This is a genomic window from Salinibacterium sp. SWN167 (genome assembly GCF_015864665.1).
Taxonomy (GTDB): domain Bacteria; phylum Actinomycetota; class Actinomycetes; order Actinomycetales; family Microbacteriaceae; genus Rhodoglobus.
The window spans coordinates 241,490-261,564 of record NZ_JADYWU010000001.1 but is presented as its reverse complement, the minus strand read 5'-3'; the positions used below and the strand labels follow the sequence as shown (position 1 = coordinate 261,564).

The 20,075-nt window shown below is 56.5% G+C and carries 20 protein-coding genes; 11 read left to right on the top strand and 9 right to left on the bottom strand.

Annotated elements, in window-relative coordinates; translation table 11 throughout:
• The first annotated feature begins 49 nt into the window (after positions 1-49).
• From I6E60_RS01235 to trxA, 4 genes are all read left to right on the top strand, one after another.
• Positions 50-1,720 (top strand): DUF6049 family protein, encoded by a 1,671-nt coding sequence (locus I6E60_RS01235; protein ID WP_197178449.1) that lies wholly within the window; start codon positions 50-52, stop codon positions 1,718-1,720.
• On the top strand, positions 1,713-3,401 hold the full coding sequence (gene murJ / locus I6E60_RS01230; protein WP_197178447.1) for a murein biosynthesis integral membrane protein MurJ: 1,689 nt from the start codon (positions 1,713-1,715) through the stop codon (positions 3,399-3,401). The genes I6E60_RS01235 and murJ overlap by 8 nt, the downstream gene beginning before the upstream one ends.
• A 158-nt stretch (positions 3,402-3,559) precedes the next feature.
• Complete coding sequence (gene trxB, locus I6E60_RS01225; protein ID WP_197178445.1) at positions 3,560-4,546, top strand: thioredoxin-disulfide reductase; 987 nt, start codon at positions 3,560-3,562, stop codon at positions 4,544-4,546.
• 29 nt (positions 4,547-4,575) lie between these two features.
• Positions 4,576-4,902, top strand: a complete 327-nt coding sequence (trxA, locus tag I6E60_RS01220) for a thioredoxin (protein ID WP_197106872.1) — start codon at positions 4,576-4,578, stop codon at positions 4,900-4,902.
• A gap of 33 nt (positions 4,903-4,935) precedes the next feature.
• Here the strand turns inward: trxA and I6E60_RS01215 are convergent, their stop codons facing one another.
• Entirely contained in the window at positions 4,936-5,880 is a 945-nt protein-coding gene (locus tag I6E60_RS01215; RefSeq protein WP_197178443.1) for an oxidoreductase, read from the bottom strand.
• A 237-nt stretch (positions 5,881-6,117) separates the two neighbouring features.
• Here I6E60_RS01215 and I6E60_RS01210 point away from each other — a divergent pair, with 237 nt between their 5' ends.
• Both I6E60_RS01210 and I6E60_RS01205 read left to right on the top strand, forming a co-directional pair.
• Positions 6,118-7,422 (top strand): PLP-dependent aminotransferase family protein, encoded by a 1,305-nt coding sequence (locus I6E60_RS01210; protein ID WP_197122313.1) that lies wholly within the window; start codon positions 6,118-6,120, stop codon positions 7,420-7,422.
• An 8-nt stretch (positions 7,423-7,430) separates the two neighbouring features.
• Positions 7,431-8,381, top strand: coding sequence for a D-alanine--D-alanine ligase (locus I6E60_RS01205; RefSeq protein WP_197122311.1), 951 nt, complete (start codon positions 7,431-7,433; stop codon positions 8,379-8,381).
• 1,021 nt (positions 8,382-9,402) lie between these two features.
• On the opposite strand, the gene I6E60_RS01200 is transcribed toward I6E60_RS01205, so the two are convergent.
• The 8 genes from I6E60_RS01200 to rpmH form a co-directional block, all read right to left on the bottom strand.
• On the bottom strand, positions 9,403-10,353 hold the full coding sequence (locus I6E60_RS01200) for a ParB/RepB/Spo0J family partition protein (RefSeq protein WP_197122309.1): 951 nt from the start codon (positions 10,351-10,353) through the stop codon (positions 9,403-9,405).
• The gene (locus I6E60_RS01195; RefSeq protein ID WP_307784348.1) at positions 10,353-11,270 is read right to left on the bottom strand and encodes a ParA family protein; all 918 of its coding nucleotides are present in this window, start codon (positions 11,268-11,270) and stop codon (positions 10,353-10,355) included. Before I6E60_RS01195 ends, I6E60_RS01200 begins: the two co-directional genes overlap by 1 nt.
• 64 nt (positions 11,271-11,334) lie before the next feature.
• Complete coding sequence (gene rsmG / locus I6E60_RS01190; RefSeq protein ID WP_197122307.1) at positions 11,335-11,970, bottom strand: 16S rRNA (guanine(527)-N(7))-methyltransferase RsmG; 636 nt, start codon at positions 11,968-11,970, stop codon at positions 11,335-11,337.
• A gap of 14 nt (positions 11,971-11,984) precedes the next feature.
• The gene (locus tag I6E60_RS01185) at positions 11,985-12,515 is read right to left on the bottom strand and encodes a R3H domain-containing nucleic acid-binding protein (protein ID WP_197122305.1); all 531 of its coding nucleotides are present in this window, start codon (positions 12,513-12,515) and stop codon (positions 11,985-11,987) included.
• Positions 12,512-13,495, bottom strand: coding sequence for a membrane protein insertase YidC (gene yidC / locus I6E60_RS01180; protein ID WP_197122303.1), 984 nt, complete (start codon positions 13,493-13,495; stop codon positions 12,512-12,514). The genes I6E60_RS01185 and yidC overlap by 4 nt, the downstream gene beginning before the upstream one ends.
• A gap of 7 nt (positions 13,496-13,502) precedes the next feature.
• Positions 13,503-13,790, bottom strand: coding sequence for a membrane protein insertion efficiency factor YidD (gene yidD, locus I6E60_RS01175; protein ID WP_231601222.1), 288 nt, complete (start codon positions 13,788-13,790; stop codon positions 13,503-13,505).
• A gap of 20 nt (positions 13,791-13,810) precedes the next feature.
• Entirely contained in the window at positions 13,811-14,101 is a 291-nt protein-coding gene (gene rnpA / locus I6E60_RS01170; RefSeq protein ID WP_374189212.1) for a ribonuclease P protein component, read from the bottom strand.
• Between the two features lie 60 nt (positions 14,102-14,161).
• Positions 14,162-14,299, bottom strand: coding sequence for a 50S ribosomal protein L34 (gene rpmH / locus I6E60_RS01165; RefSeq protein ID WP_055810406.1), 138 nt, complete (start codon positions 14,297-14,299; stop codon positions 14,162-14,164).
• 287 nt (positions 14,300-14,586) lie between these two features.
• On the opposite strand from rpmH, the gene dnaA reads away from it, so the two are divergent.
• The 5 genes from dnaA to I6E60_RS01140 all read left to right on the top strand — a co-directional run bounded on the left by dnaA (position 14,587) and on the right by I6E60_RS01140 (position 20,042).
• On the top strand, positions 14,587-16,002 hold the full coding sequence (gene dnaA, locus I6E60_RS01160) for a chromosomal replication initiator protein DnaA (protein WP_197122297.1): 1,416 nt from the start codon (positions 14,587-14,589) through the stop codon (positions 16,000-16,002).
• Positions 16,003-16,328: 326 nt separating this feature from the next.
• Positions 16,329-17,474, top strand: coding sequence for a DNA polymerase III subunit beta (gene dnaN, locus I6E60_RS01155; RefSeq protein ID WP_197122295.1), 1,146 nt, complete (start codon positions 16,329-16,331; stop codon positions 17,472-17,474).
• Between the two features lie 15 nt (positions 17,475-17,489).
• On the top strand, positions 17,490-18,374 hold the full coding sequence (gnd, locus tag I6E60_RS01150) for a phosphogluconate dehydrogenase (NAD(+)-dependent, decarboxylating) (protein WP_197178439.1): 885 nt from the start codon (positions 17,490-17,492) through the stop codon (positions 18,372-18,374).
• Positions 18,375-18,385: 11 nt separating this feature from the next.
• The gene (gene recF, locus I6E60_RS01145; RefSeq protein ID WP_197178436.1) at positions 18,386-19,549 is read left to right on the top strand and encodes a DNA replication/repair protein RecF; all 1,164 of its coding nucleotides are present in this window, start codon (positions 18,386-18,388) and stop codon (positions 19,547-19,549) included.
• A complete protein-coding gene (locus I6E60_RS01140) occupies positions 19,542-20,042 on the top strand; it encodes a DUF721 domain-containing protein (protein ID WP_197122291.1) in 501 nt (166 codons plus the stop codon). Before recF ends, I6E60_RS01140 begins: the two co-directional genes overlap by 8 nt.
• Positions 20,043-20,075 lie beyond the last annotated feature (33 nt).

Sequence of the window (20,075 nt, the reverse complement as noted above, 5' to 3'; positions counted from 1 at the left end):
ACGAATAAACTCACACCATGCTGGCCACGCGAGAGTACGGGGTAATCCCTTGCTTATAAGAGTCTTTAGTGCCGCTCTGGCGCTCGGTCTCGGGCTCACTCTTGCCGCGAGCGGAGCCAGCGCCGCGCCTGCTGTCACCGATGCTCCGGTGCTAACGACGGCATCCGCGGCTACCGATGTTGCCATTATTGCTCCGTTGACGGTTCCCACCGGCAGTGGCGGTCTTCTCGACGCAGACGCCCTGGCTGACTACACGGAACCTCTTGGTCTTCTCACGCGTCAACTGGATGCCATGGCTGGAAAGCCTGTGGCAATCGCAGTTGATCCGATGATCGTGGCTTCCATTCGCGTGCTCGGCACAAGTGCTCCCGCCTCGGCGCGCGAGTGGCTCGAACGACTCTCACTCATCGACAATGAGATCGTTCCTTTGTCCTACGCGAACGCGGACATCACCTTGGCGACTCAGTCGGAGCTGGGCGCCACGGTAGAACCCATCTCCTTCGACTTCGCTCTCGACTCGTCCAACTTCGCGGTGAGTGACACTCCGGCGCCTACGCCTTCCTCGACAGCTACCGCGCAGGCGGAGGACCCGGACGCGGTTCCTAGTTTTCCCACTACGGAGTCCTTGCTCGCCTGGGATTACGAAATCGATGGCTTTATTCTTCCCCGCACCGACACGGTTGTTGCGAGTGATCTGGCTGCGTTTTCCGATAGTGGCTACAGCACGATCGTTTTGTCGTCGACGAACGTCTCTCGAGAATCCGGCGCCGGCTCGGTAACCACCATCGATGGTGTTACCGCCCTCGTGGCTGATGCAACTGCTTCCTCAGCAATGGATGACGCGCTTGGATCCACCCTCGACCGCGACGTGACTGCCGCCGAAACGGCACTCAGCCAGGCCGTGCTCGACGCCGGTGCTAGCCAAACGGCAGACACCGGATCCGTGTTGATCACGATCGATCACTCATTGGAACTCAGCTCGGCGAGACTAGATGCCGCCCTTGCCACCATGACGGCCAGCCCGTCAATCACGATGGTAAATCTGAGCGAACTAGCATCGACCGAAGCCACTGCGGCAACAATCAACGACATGCCTCAGTCGGAATCGCGCATCGGTGATGTTTCACGAATGTTCGCCGCAGCCCAAGCGGAACGCACGTTCTTCTCGATCGCCGCAGACCCTGAATCTCTTATCGCGGAACGACGGCTTGCTTTGCTCGACGTGCTCGGCACCGTAGAGACTGAGGATTCCACTGACTGGCTGGCTGAAGTAAACAACTTCCTGGTCGACTCCCGTGAGTTGCGCACTTCAGTGACCGTCGTGGAGGCCAGCAACTTTCTGGTTCTAGCCGACAACGGATTTCTTCCCGTGTCGGTCAGCAACAATCTTGGTCAAGCTGTCACCGTTTTCATCACGGTCGACCCACGAACCGGCCTCCTCGCCGTGGGGGACAGTCGAGTAGAGCTGACGATCGAACCCTATTCTCAAGCCAAGGGCGAAATTCCGGTGCAATCGTTGTCAAACGGGGTCGTGGATGTCGAAATTAGCCTCAGCAGCAGCACCGGACTGAAGATCGGCTCCACCACGGTCAGCGAGATCAACGTGCAGGCAGGGTGGGAGACTCCCCTCGTGCTTGCGTTCGGAGCCCTCGTCTTCGTGATTTTCGCGGTCGGATTCGTTCGCAGCATCGTTCGCCGCAGAAAGCCGGCAGATGACTGACCGACCCAATCCCGACGCGATGCCAACGCCCGGAGTGCCCCTGCCCGCCGCGGCCGTGCCAGAGGTCAAGAACTCGACAATCGGGAGAGCGAGCGCTCTTCTAGCGTCCGGCACGTTGGTCTCTCGCATCTTGGGGTTTCTGAGCGCCATGGTGCTTGCCCGCACTTTGGGGCTGTTCGGCACAAGCGATACCTATGCCATCGCCAACCAGCTTCCCAAAGCGGTCTATGCCATCGTGGCTGGCGGCGTTCTGAGCGCGGTCATTGTTCCGCAGATCGTGCGGGCCGCTCTGCACAAAGACGGCGGCCAGAAGTTCATTAACCGTCTAGTGACGCTCGGCATCGTCGTTTTCCTCGTCATTACAGTCGCAGCAACGTTGAGCGCGCCTCTTCTTGTGCAGGTGTATGCGCGACCCAGCGTCAACTTTGGGCCAGCAGAGTTCGCACTCGCGACGGCCTTCGCCTACTGGTGCCTTCCTCAAATCCTCTTCTACGCCTTGTATTCACTCCTCGGTGAGGTCCTCAACGCTCGCGGCAAGTTTGGGCCGTTCACGTGGGCACCCGTAGCTAACAACGTGGTCATGCTCATTGGGCTGTTCGTCTTCAGCTTGCTCTTTGGCGACGTGACACAGTACTCGTCCGAGGACTGGACGCCGCAGATGATCGGAGTGCTCGCCGGCGGCGCCACTCTCGGTGTCGCGGTGCAGGCAACACTTTTGGCCTTCTTCTGGCGTCGCGCCGGTCTTCACTATCGCCCGGAGTTCCGCTGGCGCGGAGTGGGGCTCGGCAACGCCGGCAAAGCAGCGGCCTGGACCTTCGGCATGATTCTTGTCACGCAGGTTGCGGGTGCTGTTGGCACCCAGATTGCCAGCCTCGCCTCTACTGTCGCCGCATCGGTCTTCGTCATCACGACCGCGTGGCTCATTTTCATGCTGCCGCACTCCGTGATTTCGGTCTCGATCGGGATGGCCTACTTCACCCGGATGAGTGGCCATGCGCGTGATGGAAACCTCACGGCCATGCGCGACGACGTATCAGCCGCCATACGCTCAATTCTGATGCTGCTGATGTTCGCAGCCATCGGCCTCATGGTGATCGCATTCCCGTTCAGCGCACTTTTCTCCACTGTCTATGCCGAGCAATCGTCCCTAGCGATCGTGTTGATCATTTATCTGGTCGGGCTGGTTCCCTTCAGCATCATGTACATACTGCAGCGAGTTTTCTATGCCTTCGAAGACACTCGAACTCCCTTCATCTTGCAGACGATTCAGGTTCTGGTCTATGTTGCGGGCGCTCTATACGTCTCCACTTTTCCGCTCGATCGCATTGCGATGGGGCTCGCCGCGATGATCAGCATCGCCGGCACGATGCAGACGATCATTGCGTTGATCGTGGTCCGCAAACGCGTTCCAGGATTCCAGCTACTTCCTCTCGTGCTTCGCGCTCTGTGGTTCCTCGCGGCGATGATTCCGTCGGCCGCAGCCGGCTTCGGCATCCTGACTCTCCTGGGCGGATTAGGGGAGGGTTCTTTCGCCGTCTCTGGCTTCGCCGGTGCTTTTGTCTCCATCGCCCTTTCGGGTACCGGCATGCTGATCGTCTACGCGGCAACTCTTGCCCTCACCCGCAATTCCGAGTTCTTCGCGTTCGCTCGACCGATCGTGTCTCGACTTCGCCGCCACTAACGGCCGGCCCGTCCCACAGTTCTGCCGTCAAAAAGCGAACTTAAAGTGACGGTGCTCCGAACTCCTGGGTGTTAGCCCCGCACGCCCCAGCCACTCGGAATACTCCGTGGCTAGGATGTGTTGAACCGGGTAATCACAATCCCAAGGAGACACAAAAAGTGCGCCAACTCATCATCATCGGATCCGGCCCAGCCGGGTACACTGCTGCGATTTACGCGGCGCGCGCGAACCTTGCGCCCCTCGTCATTGCGAGCTCTGTTGAGGCTGGCGGCGAGCTCATGAAGACCACTGAGATCGAGAACTACCCCGGCTTTGCCAACGGCATCCAAGGTCCCGAGCTCATGATGGAAATGCAGAAGCAGGCTGAGCGTTTCGGCGCCGAGATTGTTCTCGATGACGTCACCGATCTTCAGCTTGAGGGCCAGATCAAGAAGGTCACTCTCGGCAATGGAGAAGTGCACGAAGCACTCGCGGTTGTGTTTGCAACTGGGTCTGCTTATCGCAAGCTTGGACTTCCCGACGAAGAGCGCCTCAGCGGCTACGGAGTTTCTTGGTGCGCTACGTGCGACGGTTTCTTCTTCCGCCAGAAGACGATTGCTGTCGTTGGCGGGGGAGACTCGGCCATGGAAGAAGCGACGTTCCTCACCAAGTTTGCTGAGAAGGTTTACGTGATTCACCGCAAGGATGAGCTGCGTGCCTCGAAAGCAATGCAGGAGCGTGCGTTTAGCGACCCGAAGATTGAGTTCCTCTGGAACAAGGCTGTAACCGGCATTACCGGTTCAACCCTCGTTGATGGCATTGATCTCACCGACACCGTCGATGGTTCCACCTCACAGGTTGAACTCAGCGGTTTGTTCATCGCGATCGGCGCCGACCCCCGCACCCACTTGGTACACGGCCAGCTCGACATCAACGCCGACGGAACCGTTGCAGTGGATGGTCGTTCCTCTCGCACCAACATCACTGGAGTATTCGCGGCCGGCGATGTCATCGACCCGACCTACCGTCAAGCAGTTACGGCCGCCGGCTCCGGCACCGTCGCTGCGCTCGATGCAGAGCACTACCTTGCATCATTGCCCCGCGAACTCGTTGCCAGCGCAATCCAGCCCGCGGAACCAGCAGCTCCCGTAGCTGCCTCCGTCTAAAAACGTCCCATCGAACAAAGGAATTAGAAATGTCAGCAGCAACAGAAGTAACCGACGCCAACTTTGAAGAACTCGTCATCAACTCAAAAGACACCATCATGGTGGACTTCTGGGCTGAATGGTGTGGCCCCTGTCGCGCAGTCGGCCCCATCCTTGACCAGATCGCCAGCGAAAACTCCGACAAGATCAAGATCGTCAAGCTCAACGTAGACGACAACCCCCAGATGGCTATGAAGTACCAGATCACCTCCATCCCCGCGATGAAGGTCTTCAAGGGCGGCGAGGTCGTCAAGACCGTTATCGGCGCAAAGCCGAAGCCTGCAATTGAAGCAGACCTCGCAGAGTTCCTAGCCTAAAGCCCAGTCTCTGCCGAAAGCCTCCAGCATCCACTATTTGGTGGGTGTACGGAGGCTTTCGTATTTAACGCCCGTGAGACGCTCTGACTCAAGCCAGAGTTTGGTCGCGTCGACGTCCGAGTGTGAGGCTGCGTTCGACTCAACCAATACAGGAGCACCTCGATGCTCGTTACGGCTGCCGGGGCCAAAGAAGTCGCCGCCCTGCGCCGTGGGGTCGGTTGCGGCCCGCAGAGAGGGCCTCGCGCCTTGCCTCGGCGACTGAATACCCAAGAAAACCAGTGATTTGAGCGGGCGCAGATACCAGCGATTGAAGAGGTGGTCGGCTAAACCTGTGCCGGCCGTGCCGGGATGTGCGGCCACGGAGATCGCATCCACCCCGGTTGTTTCGAAGCGGCGTTGAAGCTCGTAAGCGAAGAGAAGATTGGCGAGCTTGGAGCGACCGTAGGCGGCTCGGGGAGTGTACGAGCCGTTGTGGAACATCAGGTTGCCGAATTCCATGAACCCCCAGCGGTGAGCAAGGCTGGAAAGACTGACTACTCGTGCGCCCGGAGTTGCCTCGATGAGGTCCATCAGATGACCAGTCAAAGCGAAGTGACCGAGGTGGTTGGTGCCCAGTTGAGACTCGAAGCCATCGATCGTGAGTTGGGCATCCGTCATCATGATTCCTGCGTTATTGATCAACAGGTCTAGCCGCGAATGTTTCCCGTGAAACATCTCGCTGAATCGACGGACTGATTCCAGATCGGCCAGATCAAGCAACATTGTTTCGAGTGACACGGAACCGAGGTCGTCCAGCAATGCCTGCTTAGCGACTGCAGCCTTCTCGGCGCTGCGCATCGTCATCACAACGTGCGCCCCTGCTTTGAGCAGGGCACGACTTGTTTCAAACCCGAGCCCAGAGTTCGCACCCGTCACCAGTGCCACGGTGCCGGTGAGGTCTCCGATGTCAGATTCTGTCCAGCTGGTGCGAGCGTTCACTAATATTCTCAATTTCGTAGTCGAGTGCTGTCAGAGTGCTGGGGTGATCGTGACGAAAGCTACCCATTTTCAAAGCAGACCTCATCATTTGAACACGACTTTCTCTGCGTCGCCTTTGAACCTTATTCGGAGCGAAGAAGGATGAGGTTTGGCTGAGATCGCCCCGTAAACGTCGCTCAGTTTCGAGTCCTTAGGGTCAAACGCCTATTGTTTAAAGTCAACCGAACGGGATTGCCCATGACAACACAGCCAAACAACCTTGACCAGTGGTTTGACCACTATGCAGATCGTGCCTCCGGCCTTGCGGCCTCTGAGGTCCGAGCGTTGTTTGCGGTGGCCTCGCGCCCCGAAGTTGTGTCTCTCGCCGGCGGCATGCCATATGTTTCCGCCCTGCCTCAAGACCTCATTACCGAGTCGATCGATCGTGTAATGCGCGATCGCGGTGCGGCCGCCCTTCAATATGGCTCCGGCCAGGGACTACCTGCACTTCGCGAGCAAATCCTCGAAGTAATGGCTCTCGAGGGAATCCGTGCCAGCGTCGATGACGTTGTCGTCACGACTGGCTCGCAGCACGCCCTTGAGCTCGTTACGAAACTCTTCATCAATCCCGGCGACGTCGTTATTGCCGAGGGCCCCAGCTATGTCACGGCTATGGTCGTATTCAAATCGTTCCAGGCCGAGATTACGCATGTTGAGATGGATGAGTTCGGCCTCGTTCCCGATTCGCTGCGGGCTCACATTGCCTCAGTGCGGGCCGCGGGCAAGACAATCAAGTTCTTGTACACGGTTCCGACCTTCAGCAACCCCGCTGGAGTCACTCTCAGCTGGGAACGACGTCTTGAAGTTCTCGAGATTGCCCGCGAAAACGGCATTCTGGTGCTCGAAGACAATCCCTACGGCCTCCTCTATTTCGATGGTCCGCCACCGCACGCGATGCGCTCAGTCGAAGAAGACGGTGTCGTGTATTTGGGCACATTCTCGAAGACCCTCGCTCCCGGTTTCCGGGTTGGTTGGGTACTCGCTCCCCACGCGATTAGAGAGAAACTCATTTTAGCGAATGAGGCGGCCGTGTTATCGCCGAGCTCGTTTACCCAGAACATCATTAGCGAGTACATGAATGTCTCTGATTGGAAGGGCCAGATCGACACCTTCCGTGGCGTCTACCGGGAACGTCGTGATGCCATGTTGGATGCCCTCGACGACTACCTGCCCGACCTCGAGTGGACTGTACCCAACGGTGGTTTCTACATCTGGGTCACGCTCCCCGATAACCTCGATTCGAAGTCGATGTTGCCCCGCGCGGTCAAGGAATTAGTGGCCTATACGCCAGGTACGGCTTTCTACGCGGATGGGAATGGGCGCAGCAATATGCGTCTGTCCTTCTGCTACCCGACGCCTGACTTCATTCGTGAAGGCATCCGTCGTCTCTCCACTGTGATCAACGGAGAACTTGAGTTGCTCAGCACATTCTCGCAAACAGCCCCTCTCACGGTTGTGCCTCCCACACCGTCGATGATCAACCCTCCAGCCAACCTCAGCTAGGACACCTCATGAACGATTCACCCACTCGCGTCCTCGTTCTTGCTGGCGGAATCTCGCACGAACGCGACGTTTCCCTCCGGTCTGGTCGCCGCGTAGCCGACGGATTGCGCGCTCAGGGCAAGATCGTCGAGCTCCGGGATCCGGATGCCACCCTGCTCCCCTATATTCGCGAATCGAAGCCGGATGTCGTGTGGCCTGCTTTGCACGGTGCCAGTGGTGAAGATGGTGCTTTGCGCGGTCTTCTCGACCTCATCGGCATCCCTTATGTTGGATCGCGAGCGGATGCCGCGCGTCTCGCGTGGGACAAGCCCACCGCTAAGGCTCTAGTCTCGCGAGTAGGAGTGCGCACGCCGCTGTCGATCGCGTTGTCGCGGGACTCCTTCCGTGAACTTGGCGCCCACAGCATCCTCGATGAACTGGCCGATGAACTTTCGGGGGAGCTCGTTGTGAAGCCCGCACAGGGTGGTTCCGCGCAGGGCGTCTCGATCGTTACCGATCGTTCTGATCTCCCGCAGGCGATGGTCAATGCCTACAACTACTGCGACGTAGCCCTCATCGAACAGCGCATCACGGGTGTAGAAATCGCGATTGGAATCCTCGATAGCGGCATGGGCCCGGTTGCTCTGCCCGCTGTCGAGATCGAACCGGTCGACGGAGCCTACACATTCGAGGCTCGTTATAATGCTGGTCAGACCCGCTTTTACACTCCCGCCCGAATTTCCGAAGGTGAAGCTGACCGCGCGGCCGAAGCCGCTCTCGCAGCACATTCCGCGTTGGGCCTTCGCCACCTATCGCGCGTCGACATAATTGTGGATGGCGCCGGCACGCCCTGGTTCCTCGAAGCCAATGTGTTGCCCGGCCTCACCGAGACGTCGATTCTTCCCCAAGCCCTCGTCGCCGCCGGACACGATCTCGGCTGGGTCTATGCTGCTCTCGCGGACATCGCGATGGAAGGTTAACCAGCGCATCATGCACCACAGCTAGGGAATGCACTCACTCAGAGCCCTGGCCTTTTTACAGCCCATTTTGTATCAGTCGGCGCGGTTGCGCCGCATTCGGTCCACTAATCGACTGCGGGTTGAGTTGAGGGGCCAGAACACGGCAGCCAGCACCCAGCTTCTTTCACCTCTGGCCGGTGGCTGGTGGCCGGGTACCGGGTTGCTGGGTACTGGGTACTGGGTACTGATGGCTGCGATCGCACAGCTCGTGGGCCGATCTAGAAGCGTCCACGCCGGTAGCGTTTCACGTGGAACATCTGTGCTCACTCTTCGAGGCGCAACGAATCTCGTGCAGTGGTTTCACGTGAAACATCGTTGCCCACAAAGTTACGGATTTGGCCGAGACTTCAATGTTTCACGTGGAACACTCGTGATCCCAACCGCGGGAATCACGGGGTCTGAACTATCGTGCCCGATAAACCCCGCAACCTCACACTCCGGTGGAGGCGGCCGTGTGTCGTCGCGCAGCGTGATTTCCCTGCGCGAAGAAGCGGGAATCTCAAACCCCCTGTTGCAAACGGACATATCGCTGGCCCTGTACGCCAAAACCGGAGGTGTCTTTTAGCGCCGTCAGGTCACCCCGCTCCCACATACAACATGGGGCGGGGGAGCAGCGGCAGACCATGGGATCGCCTAGCCATATTGCACATGCGCCGAAAAGGGAGCGTGCGAACCGCAACCTAATGTGCGAGGAGAATCTCTGTAGACGCAAAGGCCCAAACATTCGCCGAGGCACCGAACTTCAAGGCACCGAACTTCAAGGCACCGAACTTCAAGGCACCGAACTTCAAGGCACCGAGCATCAAGACACTGAGCAACGTAGGCACTGAGCACTAGGCACTAGGCACTAGGCACTAGGCACTAGGCACTAGGCACTAGGCACCGAGCACAGTGCCCCGCTAAAGGACCACTGCTACAACCAACCCAGACGCGGCGCCGGGCCAGACCGCATACCAATCCGATGGAACGGTGCAAGAACGATTTAGGAGTTGAAACCAGTATCGCCGAGCTCTTCGAGAATGCGGTTGAGGTCTGCGACGGTTGCGAAGTCGATTACGACTTGGCCCTTGCTCGCACCGAGCGAAACCTTCACTCGGGTGTTCAGTCGGTCGCCCAGGCGCTCTGCGATCTCATCGAGATGACCCTGCTTCTTGCCCCGTGACGGCTTTGAGCGAGGAGGCTTGGTCGATAAGGAGCCTGCAGCTGCTTCGGCGGCACGAACAGAGAGCTCCTCGTTGACAATTTTCTCCGCCAAACGCTCCATTCCAGCGTTGTCAGGAAGCGATAAGAGCGCTCGCGCGTGTCCTGCGGACAGGACGCCAGCTGCTACCCGGCGCTGAACGCTTTCTGGAAGGCGCAAAAGACGCAAAGTGTTCGTAATTTGGGGCCGTGAGCGTCCAATTCGTTCACCCAGCTGTTCTTGGGTGATGCCGAAGTCGGCTAAAAGCTGCTGGTACGCCGATGCTTCTTCCAAAGGATTGAGGTTTGCGCGGTGCAAGTTCTCGAGCAACGCATCGCGAAGCATGTCTTCATCTGCTGTGCTCTTAATCACAGCAGGAATTGTCGCCAAGCCTAAGTGCTTGCTCGCACGCAGACGACGCTCGCCCATGATCAGTTCATATTGCGGTTGACCGTCAACAGCACCAGCGAGGGGACGAACAACGATTGGCTGAAGCACGCCTATTTCGCGGATCGAGATGATGAGCTCTTCGAGTTCCTCTTGACGGAACTCAGTTCGTGGCTGGCGAGAGTTGGGAACGATATCAAGGGGGGAGAGGCTGGCTAGCCGAGCGCCAGGAACCGACCGAAGCTTGTCCGGTGTTAGCTCTCCGCCAGGAAAAAACACGTCGACGGGACGTTCTTCATTCTCATCCGAGGAGGGGATAAGAGCGCCGATTCCACGACCGAGACCCGTACGTTTTGGTGCTGCCATTATTTGCGTGCTCCTCGGTAAGCAATCTCGGCCGCTGCTTCAAGGTAAGAGAGCGATCCGGGGGAGTTCTGGTCGTAACTGATGACACTTTGCCCGTAGCTGGGAGCTTCGGAAATCCGTACTGAGCGAGGGATGACCGTGGTCAATACCTGCTTGGGGAAGTGCTGCCGCACATCGTCCACAACCTGGTTAGCTAGATTGGTACGAGAGTCGTACATTGTCATCAAGATAGTCGATACCCGGAGACGAGGGTTCAAATGACGCTCGATGAGCTTGATGTTGTTCAGCAGTTGGCTCAAACCCTCGAGCGCGTAGTACTCGCATTGAATGGGGATGAGCACTTCCTGCGCGGCTACGAAAGCGTTGATTGTAAGCAGGCCCAGTGACGGCGGGCAATCAATGAATACGTAGTGGAATGGCTCGGGCGTTTCCGCCAGAAAGGCATCCAACGCAGAACGTAGGCGTTGTTCACGAGCCACGAGCGAAACGAGCTCAATCTCCGCGCCAGCGAGGTGAATCGTGGCGGGTACGCAATAAAGAGCGTTGAACTCGGGGCTCTTTTGTACAACGTCGGCCATCGGCACATCGTTGATCATGACGTCGTAGACACTCGGGGTCTCCGAGCGATGCTCCACACCAACAGCGGTTGAAGCGTTACCCTGTGGATCGAGATCGATCACCAAGACCCGTGCCCCGGTCCGAGCGAGCGCGGCGGCGAGATTCACCGTCGAGGTAGTTTTTCCGACCCCACCCTTCTGATTCGCGACGGTAAACACGCGAGGATTTTCAGGCAAGGGGAGTGAAGCGGACGCAACAGCTTCACGTCGGCGAGTCAGATCCGCGACTTCCCGCGCAAGCGGCGTGGTTTCATCGAACGACTTGCCTTGTTCGTTGACTTCGCTTTCGGGATGTTTCACGTGAAACTTTCTCTCAGGGTGATGAAAAACGGGGAGTGTGAAGACTGCGCTGAGCGGAGTCGAATCAGTCCACTCTAGCCCGAAAGACCCTAGTGATCTCGGGGGTGATTCCCTCGCCAAGAACGATCGACTCGACATCCTTCAGCCGCGCTTTACGAATGGCTTTAGATGCAGCTTCAATCTCTTCATCGATGCGCGCACCCTTCATAAAGACCATCTCTCCGCCAGGGGCCAAAAGATGCTCGGTTGATGGGATGAGCTTGGAAAGAGCGGTGACCGCGCGGGCCGTAATCTGAGTCAATCCTTCAGCGTACGGAGCATCCTGCGAACGAGAACGATTAACCACAACATTCGAGAGGCCGAGGCGTTCGGACTCAGCATTGAGCCAATCGACACGCCGCTCCATCGGTTCTATCAACACAAATTCAACATCTGGTCGCGCAATCGCGAGAACCAATCCCGGAAGCCCTGCACCGCTACCGATATCTCCGACAAATCCTGGGCGAAGCAGGGGAGCGACAAGCACACAGTTGATGATGTGTCGAGTCCATAGTCGTGGCACTTCAAGCGGACCAATTAGTCCGAGTTCCTCGCCGCGGAGAGCAAGGCTCTCCGTATACGCTCGAGCAACATCAATACGAGGCCCAAAGAGTTCAGCCGCTATCTCAGGCTCGCGCTCAAGCCCCAGCTCATCCGTCAATGTTTCACGTGAAACTATGAACGGGTAATGACCGTGTGACGGTCGCGACCCTCGCCGCTTGATTGCGAGACGAAACCGCGCTCCGCAACAACATCGTGAACAAGCTTGCGCTCGTATGACGACATCGCGGGGAGTGCTGCAGAATCTGCGCCGGCCTCAATGCGCTCAACGGCAGTGTCTACGAGCTTCGACAACTCAGCAGCACGAGCCTCACGCGAACCTCCGATGTCAAGAATCAAACGCGAGAATGCACCTGTCTTGTTCTGAACCGCGATGCGAGTGAGTTCCTGAAGAGCCGTCACAGTCTCGGGCTTCGACAACAACCGGAGGTTCGTGTCCTCGCTCGATGTCACGGAAACGTAAGAGCGTCCGGCACGAGCATCAATCTCGATGTCGCCATCAAGATCAGCGATATCGAGCAGTTCTTCGATGTAGTCGGCAGCAATGTCGCCTTCTTCCTCGAGTTGCGCGGTCGTGCGGTCGTCGCGATCCTCCACAGGAGCGGACTCGACTGCGGTGGTGTCAGTATCAGAAACGTTCGTCATTTCTTCTTTCCCTGCTTCTTCTTTGCGCGGTTCTTACTTACAGGTTGATCCCGCTGCACGTTCTTAGGTTCTTCAATCACAGCAGTTCCGGAGTCGGATTCGGGAGCTTCTTCGATGATTCCCTTGCGCTGATTACGTTTTGCCAAACGAGCTTCGCGAGCGAGCGCCGCTTCACTACCAGGAGTAGGCATGTTGCGAATAACGAGGAACTGCTGACCCATGGTCCAGAAGTTGGAGACGAGCCAGTAGAACATAACGCCCAGCGGGAAAGTAAACCCAGAGAAGGCAAAAACGAGGGGGAGTAGGTACAACATGATCCGCTGCTGGCGGTACATGGGGCTTGCCTTCATTTCAGCCGACTGGTTCTTCGACATGATCTGAAGCTGTGTAATGAATTGTGAACCGGTCATGAGAATGACCATGATCACTGCAGTAACGATGACCGCGGTGTTGCCGTCTGCCGTGCTGATTGCAAGGTGCAGGGGAGCGATGTTGAAAAGTGACGAGGTTCCGAAGGATTCTGAGAGCTCAGCGTTGAGCAGGCCTACACCAGGAGCGTTTCCCTCAAGTTGTGCATTGCGCAGCACCGAAAAGAGCCCGAAGAAGATCGGCATCTGCAGAAGAAGAGGGAGGCACGAACTAAACGGGTTAGTCCCCGCGTTCTTGTACATCGCCATTGTTTCGCGAGACATCGCCTCACGAGAGAACTGATCCTTCTTGCCTTTGTACTTGTCCTGAATCTTCTTGAGTTGCGGCGCGACTTCCATCATGCGTCGCTGACTCTTGATCTGGCGAACAAAGACCGGAATCAAAGCTGCGCGCACAACCAAGACGAGACCGACGATCGAAAGAACCCAGGTCAGGCCGGCATCCGCGTCCATTCCGAAGAATGTAAGGATTTCGTGGAAGGCCACGAGGATTGCCTCGATCACCCACTTGATCGGCCAAAGCAGACTGCCGAAGAAAGCAAAAAGATCCATGAAGTAGTTAGCCCCTTTCGTGGCTTGCGGCTACAACAAAGCCGAACCGAGTGATCTGGTAGCGGTCGTGCCGGCGAACCGGGATGTCATCGATTCCGCCTTCGGCCCACGGGTGGCAACGAAGAAGACGACGAGAACCAAGCCACACACCACGGATAACACCGTGTTCCTGAATTGCTTGGAGTGTGTAGTGAGAGCACGAAGGGTAATACCGGCAGACATCACCGTAGAGAGGTGAGATCACTGCTCGATAAATCCGCAAGACAAGGACACACACGTTGCGCGGAAGGAGCATCGCAAATGCCACGACGGAACTCATACCTTCACCACGATGCGGTCGATCCCTTCTGCAATCTCAGCCTGAAGCGTAGTGCACGCAGCTTGCTCAGAACCTGCCAGCGCACGAACCACAATGTCTACGTTCGACTGGACGTGAGGAAGAAGCTGAGCAGCAGCAGCACGAAGCCGACGCCGAACTCGATTGCGTACAACCGCATTGCCTACCGCTTTAGAAACAATGAAACCAAAGCGAACGCTCTGAGACCGCTCATTATTCACAATGTGGACAACGCAGTGCGGTGCTGTGAAACGACGACCGCGACGCACAGCCAAGCGAAAATCGCTAGGGAGCGCCACACGGTTTGCCTTAGACAGCACCGGACGAGATTACGCGGAGAGTTCGGTGCGTCCCTTGCGGCGACGAGCGCTCAGGATCGAGCGACCGGCACGGGTGCGCATACGCAGACGGAAACCGTGAACCTTCGCGCGGCGACGGTTGTTGGGCTGAAAAGTTCTCTTGCTCATAGCTATATCTCCAAGGCCCAGCTCTAGCAGCCGGGAAGAATTGGTAGGCCCAAGGGCCAGAAGTCAACTGATTAAAACTACGGCGTTAAACGGGTGCGGTCAAACCACACTTTCTGCAACGGCGCATTATCCACACAGAATACATCCTTATTGGTAACGACATGCTGTGGACAACTACGATGACTATCAGTGCACAACGGCCAAAAGACCGCAGTATTTCAGCGAGAATAGCTGTACTCACCAGTGGATAAGCCTGTGAGTAAATACTGCCAAGGGATGGGAAAAGAATGTCGGAAACACCCGACCCGACTAAAGGACTGTGGCAAACAGTTCTGACACACCTCAACGGTGATGAGCGAATTACCCCTCAACTGCAGGGATTCGTGAATCTGGTTGAACCAAAAGGCGTCATGGCCGGCACCCTCTATCTCGAGGTTCCCAACGAGCTCACGAGGGGGATGCTCGAACAACGACTGCGCCAGCCGTTCATCGACGCGATCGCCGCTCTCGACGACGAACACGGAATTTCAAACTTCGCCACCGTGGTCAATCCTGAAATCCAACAGGATGCCCTTTCTCAAGACATACCGCGTACCGAGCAGCCCTACATTGAACCGACTCCACAAAAGCCCGTCGAAACATCAACGCCTCGACGCGGCGATTCACGGCTCAATCCCAAATACAGTTTTGACAACTTCGTTATTGGTGGATCCAACCGCTTCGCTCACGCAGCAGCAGTGGCTGTCGCCGAAGCACCAGCGAAGGCCTACAACCCGCTCTTCATCTATGGCGAGTCCGGGCTTGGCAAGACTCACTTGTTGCATGCCATAGGTCACTATGCCGAGAGCCTCTACCCGGGAATCCGGGTGCGTTACGTGAGTTCCGAAGAATTCACCAATGACTTCATCAACTCGATCGCTAATAACCGCGCGTCAGTATTTCAGTCTCGTTATCGTGAGATCGACATCTTGCTGATCGATGACATCCAGTTCCTTCAAGGTAAGGACTCCACTCAAGAAGCGTTCTTCCACACCTTTAACACCCTTCACGATCACAACAAGCAAGTGGTCATTACCAGCGACCTACCTCCGAAACACCTCACCGGTTTTGAAGACCGGATGCGGTCGCGATTCGAATGGGGCCTCATCACCGACGTGCAGGCGCCCGACCTTGAAACGCGAATCGCCATTCTTCGCAAAAAGGCCCAGAGCGAGAAGATGCAGGTGGGCAACGACATCCTCGAATTCATGGCATCGAAGGTCTCATCAAATATTCGTGAACTCGAAGGAACATTGATTCGAGTTACGGCGTTTGCGAGCCTTAACCGCACCGAAGTCGATATGGCTCTTGTCCAGACCGTGCTGAAAGATCTCATCACTCTTGATGAAGATAACGTCATAGCGCCGGTCGACATCATCAATCACACCGCTGACTACTTCAAGCTTTCCGTCGACGACCTCTATGGCTCTTCCCGTTCGCAAGCAATTGCAACCGCGCGTCAGATCGCTATGTATCTCTGTCGAGAAATGACGAACCTCTCGTTGCCCAAGATTGGTCAGCTGTTTGGAAATCGAGACCACACGACAGTGATGTACGCCAATAAGAAGATCACTGAACTCATGAAAGAGCGTCGCTCGATCTATAACCAGGTCACTGAGCTCACAAGTCGCATCAAACAAAACCAGCGTTTCAGCCAGAAATAGGTTTTCCCACTTGGGGATAACTTGGGGATAACCCTCCCAACTCGCCGGAAAGATTGTTGACCACAAGAATTTTTCTGTGGAATCAAGAATCTGCGTGATTCGAGTTTCCACGAAGAGTGCGAGTGTTCTCCACTGGCCGTCAACAACTCACACCGATGTAGTTTCCAGTAATTACATGAATTTGGAAGAGTTATTCACACAATCCACAACGGTTAAGAGTGTGACCTTTAAAGAATGAAATTTGAATCCCAAATAACCTGTAGTTCGCAAGTGGATTGGCTGTGCCAGTATTAACGGCCAGAGCTTGATCCGGTTAGGGGTAGTTCATGAAGTTTCAAGTCAATCGTGACGTCTTCAGCGAGGCGGTTTCGTTCGCGGTAAAACTGCTGCCGCAACGCACAACGCTGCCGATTTTGAGCGGTGTCTTGATCGAAGCTACCGATGAGGGCCTCACGCTTTCGTCTTTTGACTACGAGGTTTCCGCACGAACACAGATCCTCGCTGAGGTTGAAGAACCTGGTCGTGTGTTGGTTTCTGGCAAGCTTTTGGCTGACATTGCCAGCAGACTTCCCAACGCTCCTGTGCGTTTTAGCACCGAAGACAACAAAATCACCGTCGCCTGTGGCACCGGCCATTTCACGTTGTCGAGCATGCCGGTTGAAGAATATCCTTCACTTCCGCAGATCTCCGACAAGGTGGGAACGCTCAAGGCTGACCTCTTCGCCGCCGCTATTTCTCAGGTCGCGGTTGCCGCATCACGCGACGACGTCACGCCCGTCATCACCGGTGTGCAGCTCGAGGTTTCTGAAAATAACATCTCGCTTGTTGCCACTGACCGCTACCGAGTAGCCGTTCGTGACATCGAATGGGATGCCGGTGCATCCGGAGTCGAAGCTGCAACCGCATTGGTGCCGGCCAAGACTTTGGTCGAAGTGGGAAAGACTTTCGGCAACAGCGGCGAGATTTCCGTCGCGATCACGAGTTCCGATGAACGTGAGCTCATTGCATTCCAGGCGGATAAGAAAACTGTGACCTCGTTGCTCATCAAAGGAAACTTTCCACCGGTTCGCCGACTTTTTCCCGAGACTGTGGATAACTTCGCTGTCATGAACACTGGCGAGCTCATTGAAGCCGTTCGTCGAGTGTCCCTCGTGCTTGAGCGGGAAGCTGCCCTGCGTTTTACTTTCACGACCGAGGGCGTCACTTTGGAAGCCATCGGGTCTGAACAAGCACAGGCATCCGAAACCATCGACGCGTTCCTCACGGGCGACGACACCGTGGTCTCACTCAAGCCGCAATTTTTGATCGATGGCTTGAGTTCGGTTCATTCCGAATTCGTGCGAATTTCGTTCACCAAGACCGAAAACCCGAACAAGCCAGGCCCTGTGCTAATTACGAGCCAGTCATCGAAGGATCAGCCAGGCAGCGACAACTACAAGTACCTGTTGCAGCCCAACCTTTTGTTGAGGTAATCCATGGCGGAAACTATGCATGTCGGAATCATTGGCCTAGGAAAAATGGGTGGCAACATGCGCGAGCGCATGCGAGCCGCCGGTCTCACAGTGACCGGGTACGACCCCAATCCTGAGGTTAGCGATGTGGCCGATCTGACCGACTTGGTGGATGCGTTGCCGGCCCCCCGCATTGTGTGGGTTATGGTCCCTTCCGGCACGATTACGGATTCTGTAATTACCGATGTCGCGGCATTGCTCACACCTGGCGATCTCGTCATCGATGGTGGAAACACGCGGTTTACGGATGATCAACTTCACCGTGATCAGCTCGAAGAACTCAATCTTTCCTTCGTGGACGTCGGAGTCTCCGGTGGAATCTGGGGACTTGATAACGGCTACGGGCTGATGGCCGGTGGCAATAAGACAGATATCGAACGAGCGATGCCGATCTTCGACGCTCTTCGCCCCGAAGGCCCGCGCGAAGAGGGTTTTGTTCATGCTGGCCCCGTTGGTGCAGGTCACTACGCCAAGATGGTCCACAACGGTATCGAATATGCCCTTATGCAGGCCTGGGCCGAAGGCTTTGAACTACTCGACAGCCGCAAGGATCTCATCGAAGACGTTCCCGGCACCTTTAAAGCTTGGCAGCGAGGAACAGTCGTTCGCTCCTGGTTGCTTGAACTTCTCGTGAAAGCTCTCGAAGAAGATCCCGAATTCGCTGATATTGCTGGCTACGTCGAGGATTCGGGGGAGGGCCGTTGGACTGTACACGAGGCTCTCAATCAAGCCGTTGCTGTTCCGACGATTAGCGCCGCAATTTTTGCACGTTTCGTTTCTCGTCAAGAAGACTCTCCTTCCATGAAGGCGGTCGCCGCTCTCCGCAATCAGTTCGGCGGGCATAGCGTCCGCAAGAGCTAAGTTTCGCCGCAATGCGTGTAACTCATGTGGAGCTCAAAGATTTCCGTAATTACAAGGGCCTGACTCTAGAACTGGCCGCAGGACCGACCCTCATCGTAGGTTCCAATGGCCAGGGTAAAACGAATCTGGTTGAGGCTCTTGGATTCTTGAGCACGCTCGGTTCACACCGCGTCTCGACTGATCACGCCATGGTTCGGCAATCAACGGATGCCGCAATTGTGCGAGTGCGCCTCGAACATAATGAACGAAAATTCTTGGCCGAAGTGCAGATCAATCGTTCTGGGGCTAACCGTGCTCAGATCAATCGTTCAGTTATCCGTACCCGCGAACTTCCGCGCTACTTTTCCAGTGTTCTCTTCGCGCCAGAGGATTTGGCGCTCGTGCGCGGCGAACCCTCCGGGCGGCGGCGCTTTATCGATGAGCTTCTCGTGCTTCGCTCTCCACGATTCAGTGGGGTAATGAGCGACTACGAACGTGTCGTGAAGCAACGCAACATGTTGCTGAAATCAGCGCGGGCATCCGGCGTTCGAGACGCCCAGTTGAGCACTCTTGATGTGTGGGATGAACGGCTCGTCGCCTTTGGTGCCGAAATCATCAGCGCCCGCAGCGCCTTGGTTGCTGATCTGAGCCCCGAAGTGTCCCTTGCTTACGAACGTATCGTCGGTGCAGATCACGGTGCATCGCTCGCCAATTCGTTGAGCATCATTTCTCGTCAGGATGACTCAGAAAGCGCGGTAGCCACTAGCGCGGTTGGCGAAATAATTTCGGTCGCTGACGCGACGGCAGCATTCACCGCGGCCCTGGCATCCGTACGAAAAGCAGAACGTGATCGAGCAATTACCCTCGTTGGACCGCACCGCGATGACTTGATCTTCGGACTCAATGGGTTGCCAGCGCGAGGGTATGCCAGCCACGGCGAATCGTGGTCGTTCGCTCTCGCGCTGAAGCTGGCATCCGCTGAACTGCTGCGTCGCGATTCTTCGGCAGGCGACCCGGTGCTTATTTTGGATGATGTCTTTGCAGAGCTCGACCAATCTCGTCGCGAAAGACTTGCGACTTCGATCGCGGGTTTCGAGCAAGTTCTCATAACCGCTGCGGTATTTGGCGATGTTCCGGCGGAACTCGCGGCGAATGTAGTGCGCATCAGCGCCGGCGAGGTGATTGACGATGAATGACCGGGATCCTGCGGTGGATGAGCACGTTGCGGTCTATCTCCGATTCCGCGATGTTTTCGGTGATGCCAGCAAACGTTCGTATATGGCGCGCAAGCGTAATCGCAAGGAGCCGGGAACGAGCGTTCCTTTTGCCCCCGGTCGCGATCCGCACGGACTTGGCGATGTGATGGATAACCTCACGATGAGCATGGGGTGGAGCTCTCCCTTGGCTCGCTCTGAATTGATTCTTGCCTGGACCACAATTGTTGGCGCCGAAACGGCAGAACACTCGGAACCGATCGGGATTGAAGAGGGAGTGCTGACCATCCGGTGCGATTCCACCGCGTGGGCAACCCAACTTCGACTCATGCGTGGCCACATCACAACGACTATCGCTCAACAGCATCCGGAAGCCGGTGTGGAATCCGTGCGCTTTGAAGGGCCCAACGCCCCTTCGTGGAAAAGAGGCCCCAGATCAATTCCAGGTAGGGGCCCGCGAGATACTTACGGCTAGGAAGGCAAAATAGGTCACGCTACTAAAGAAACT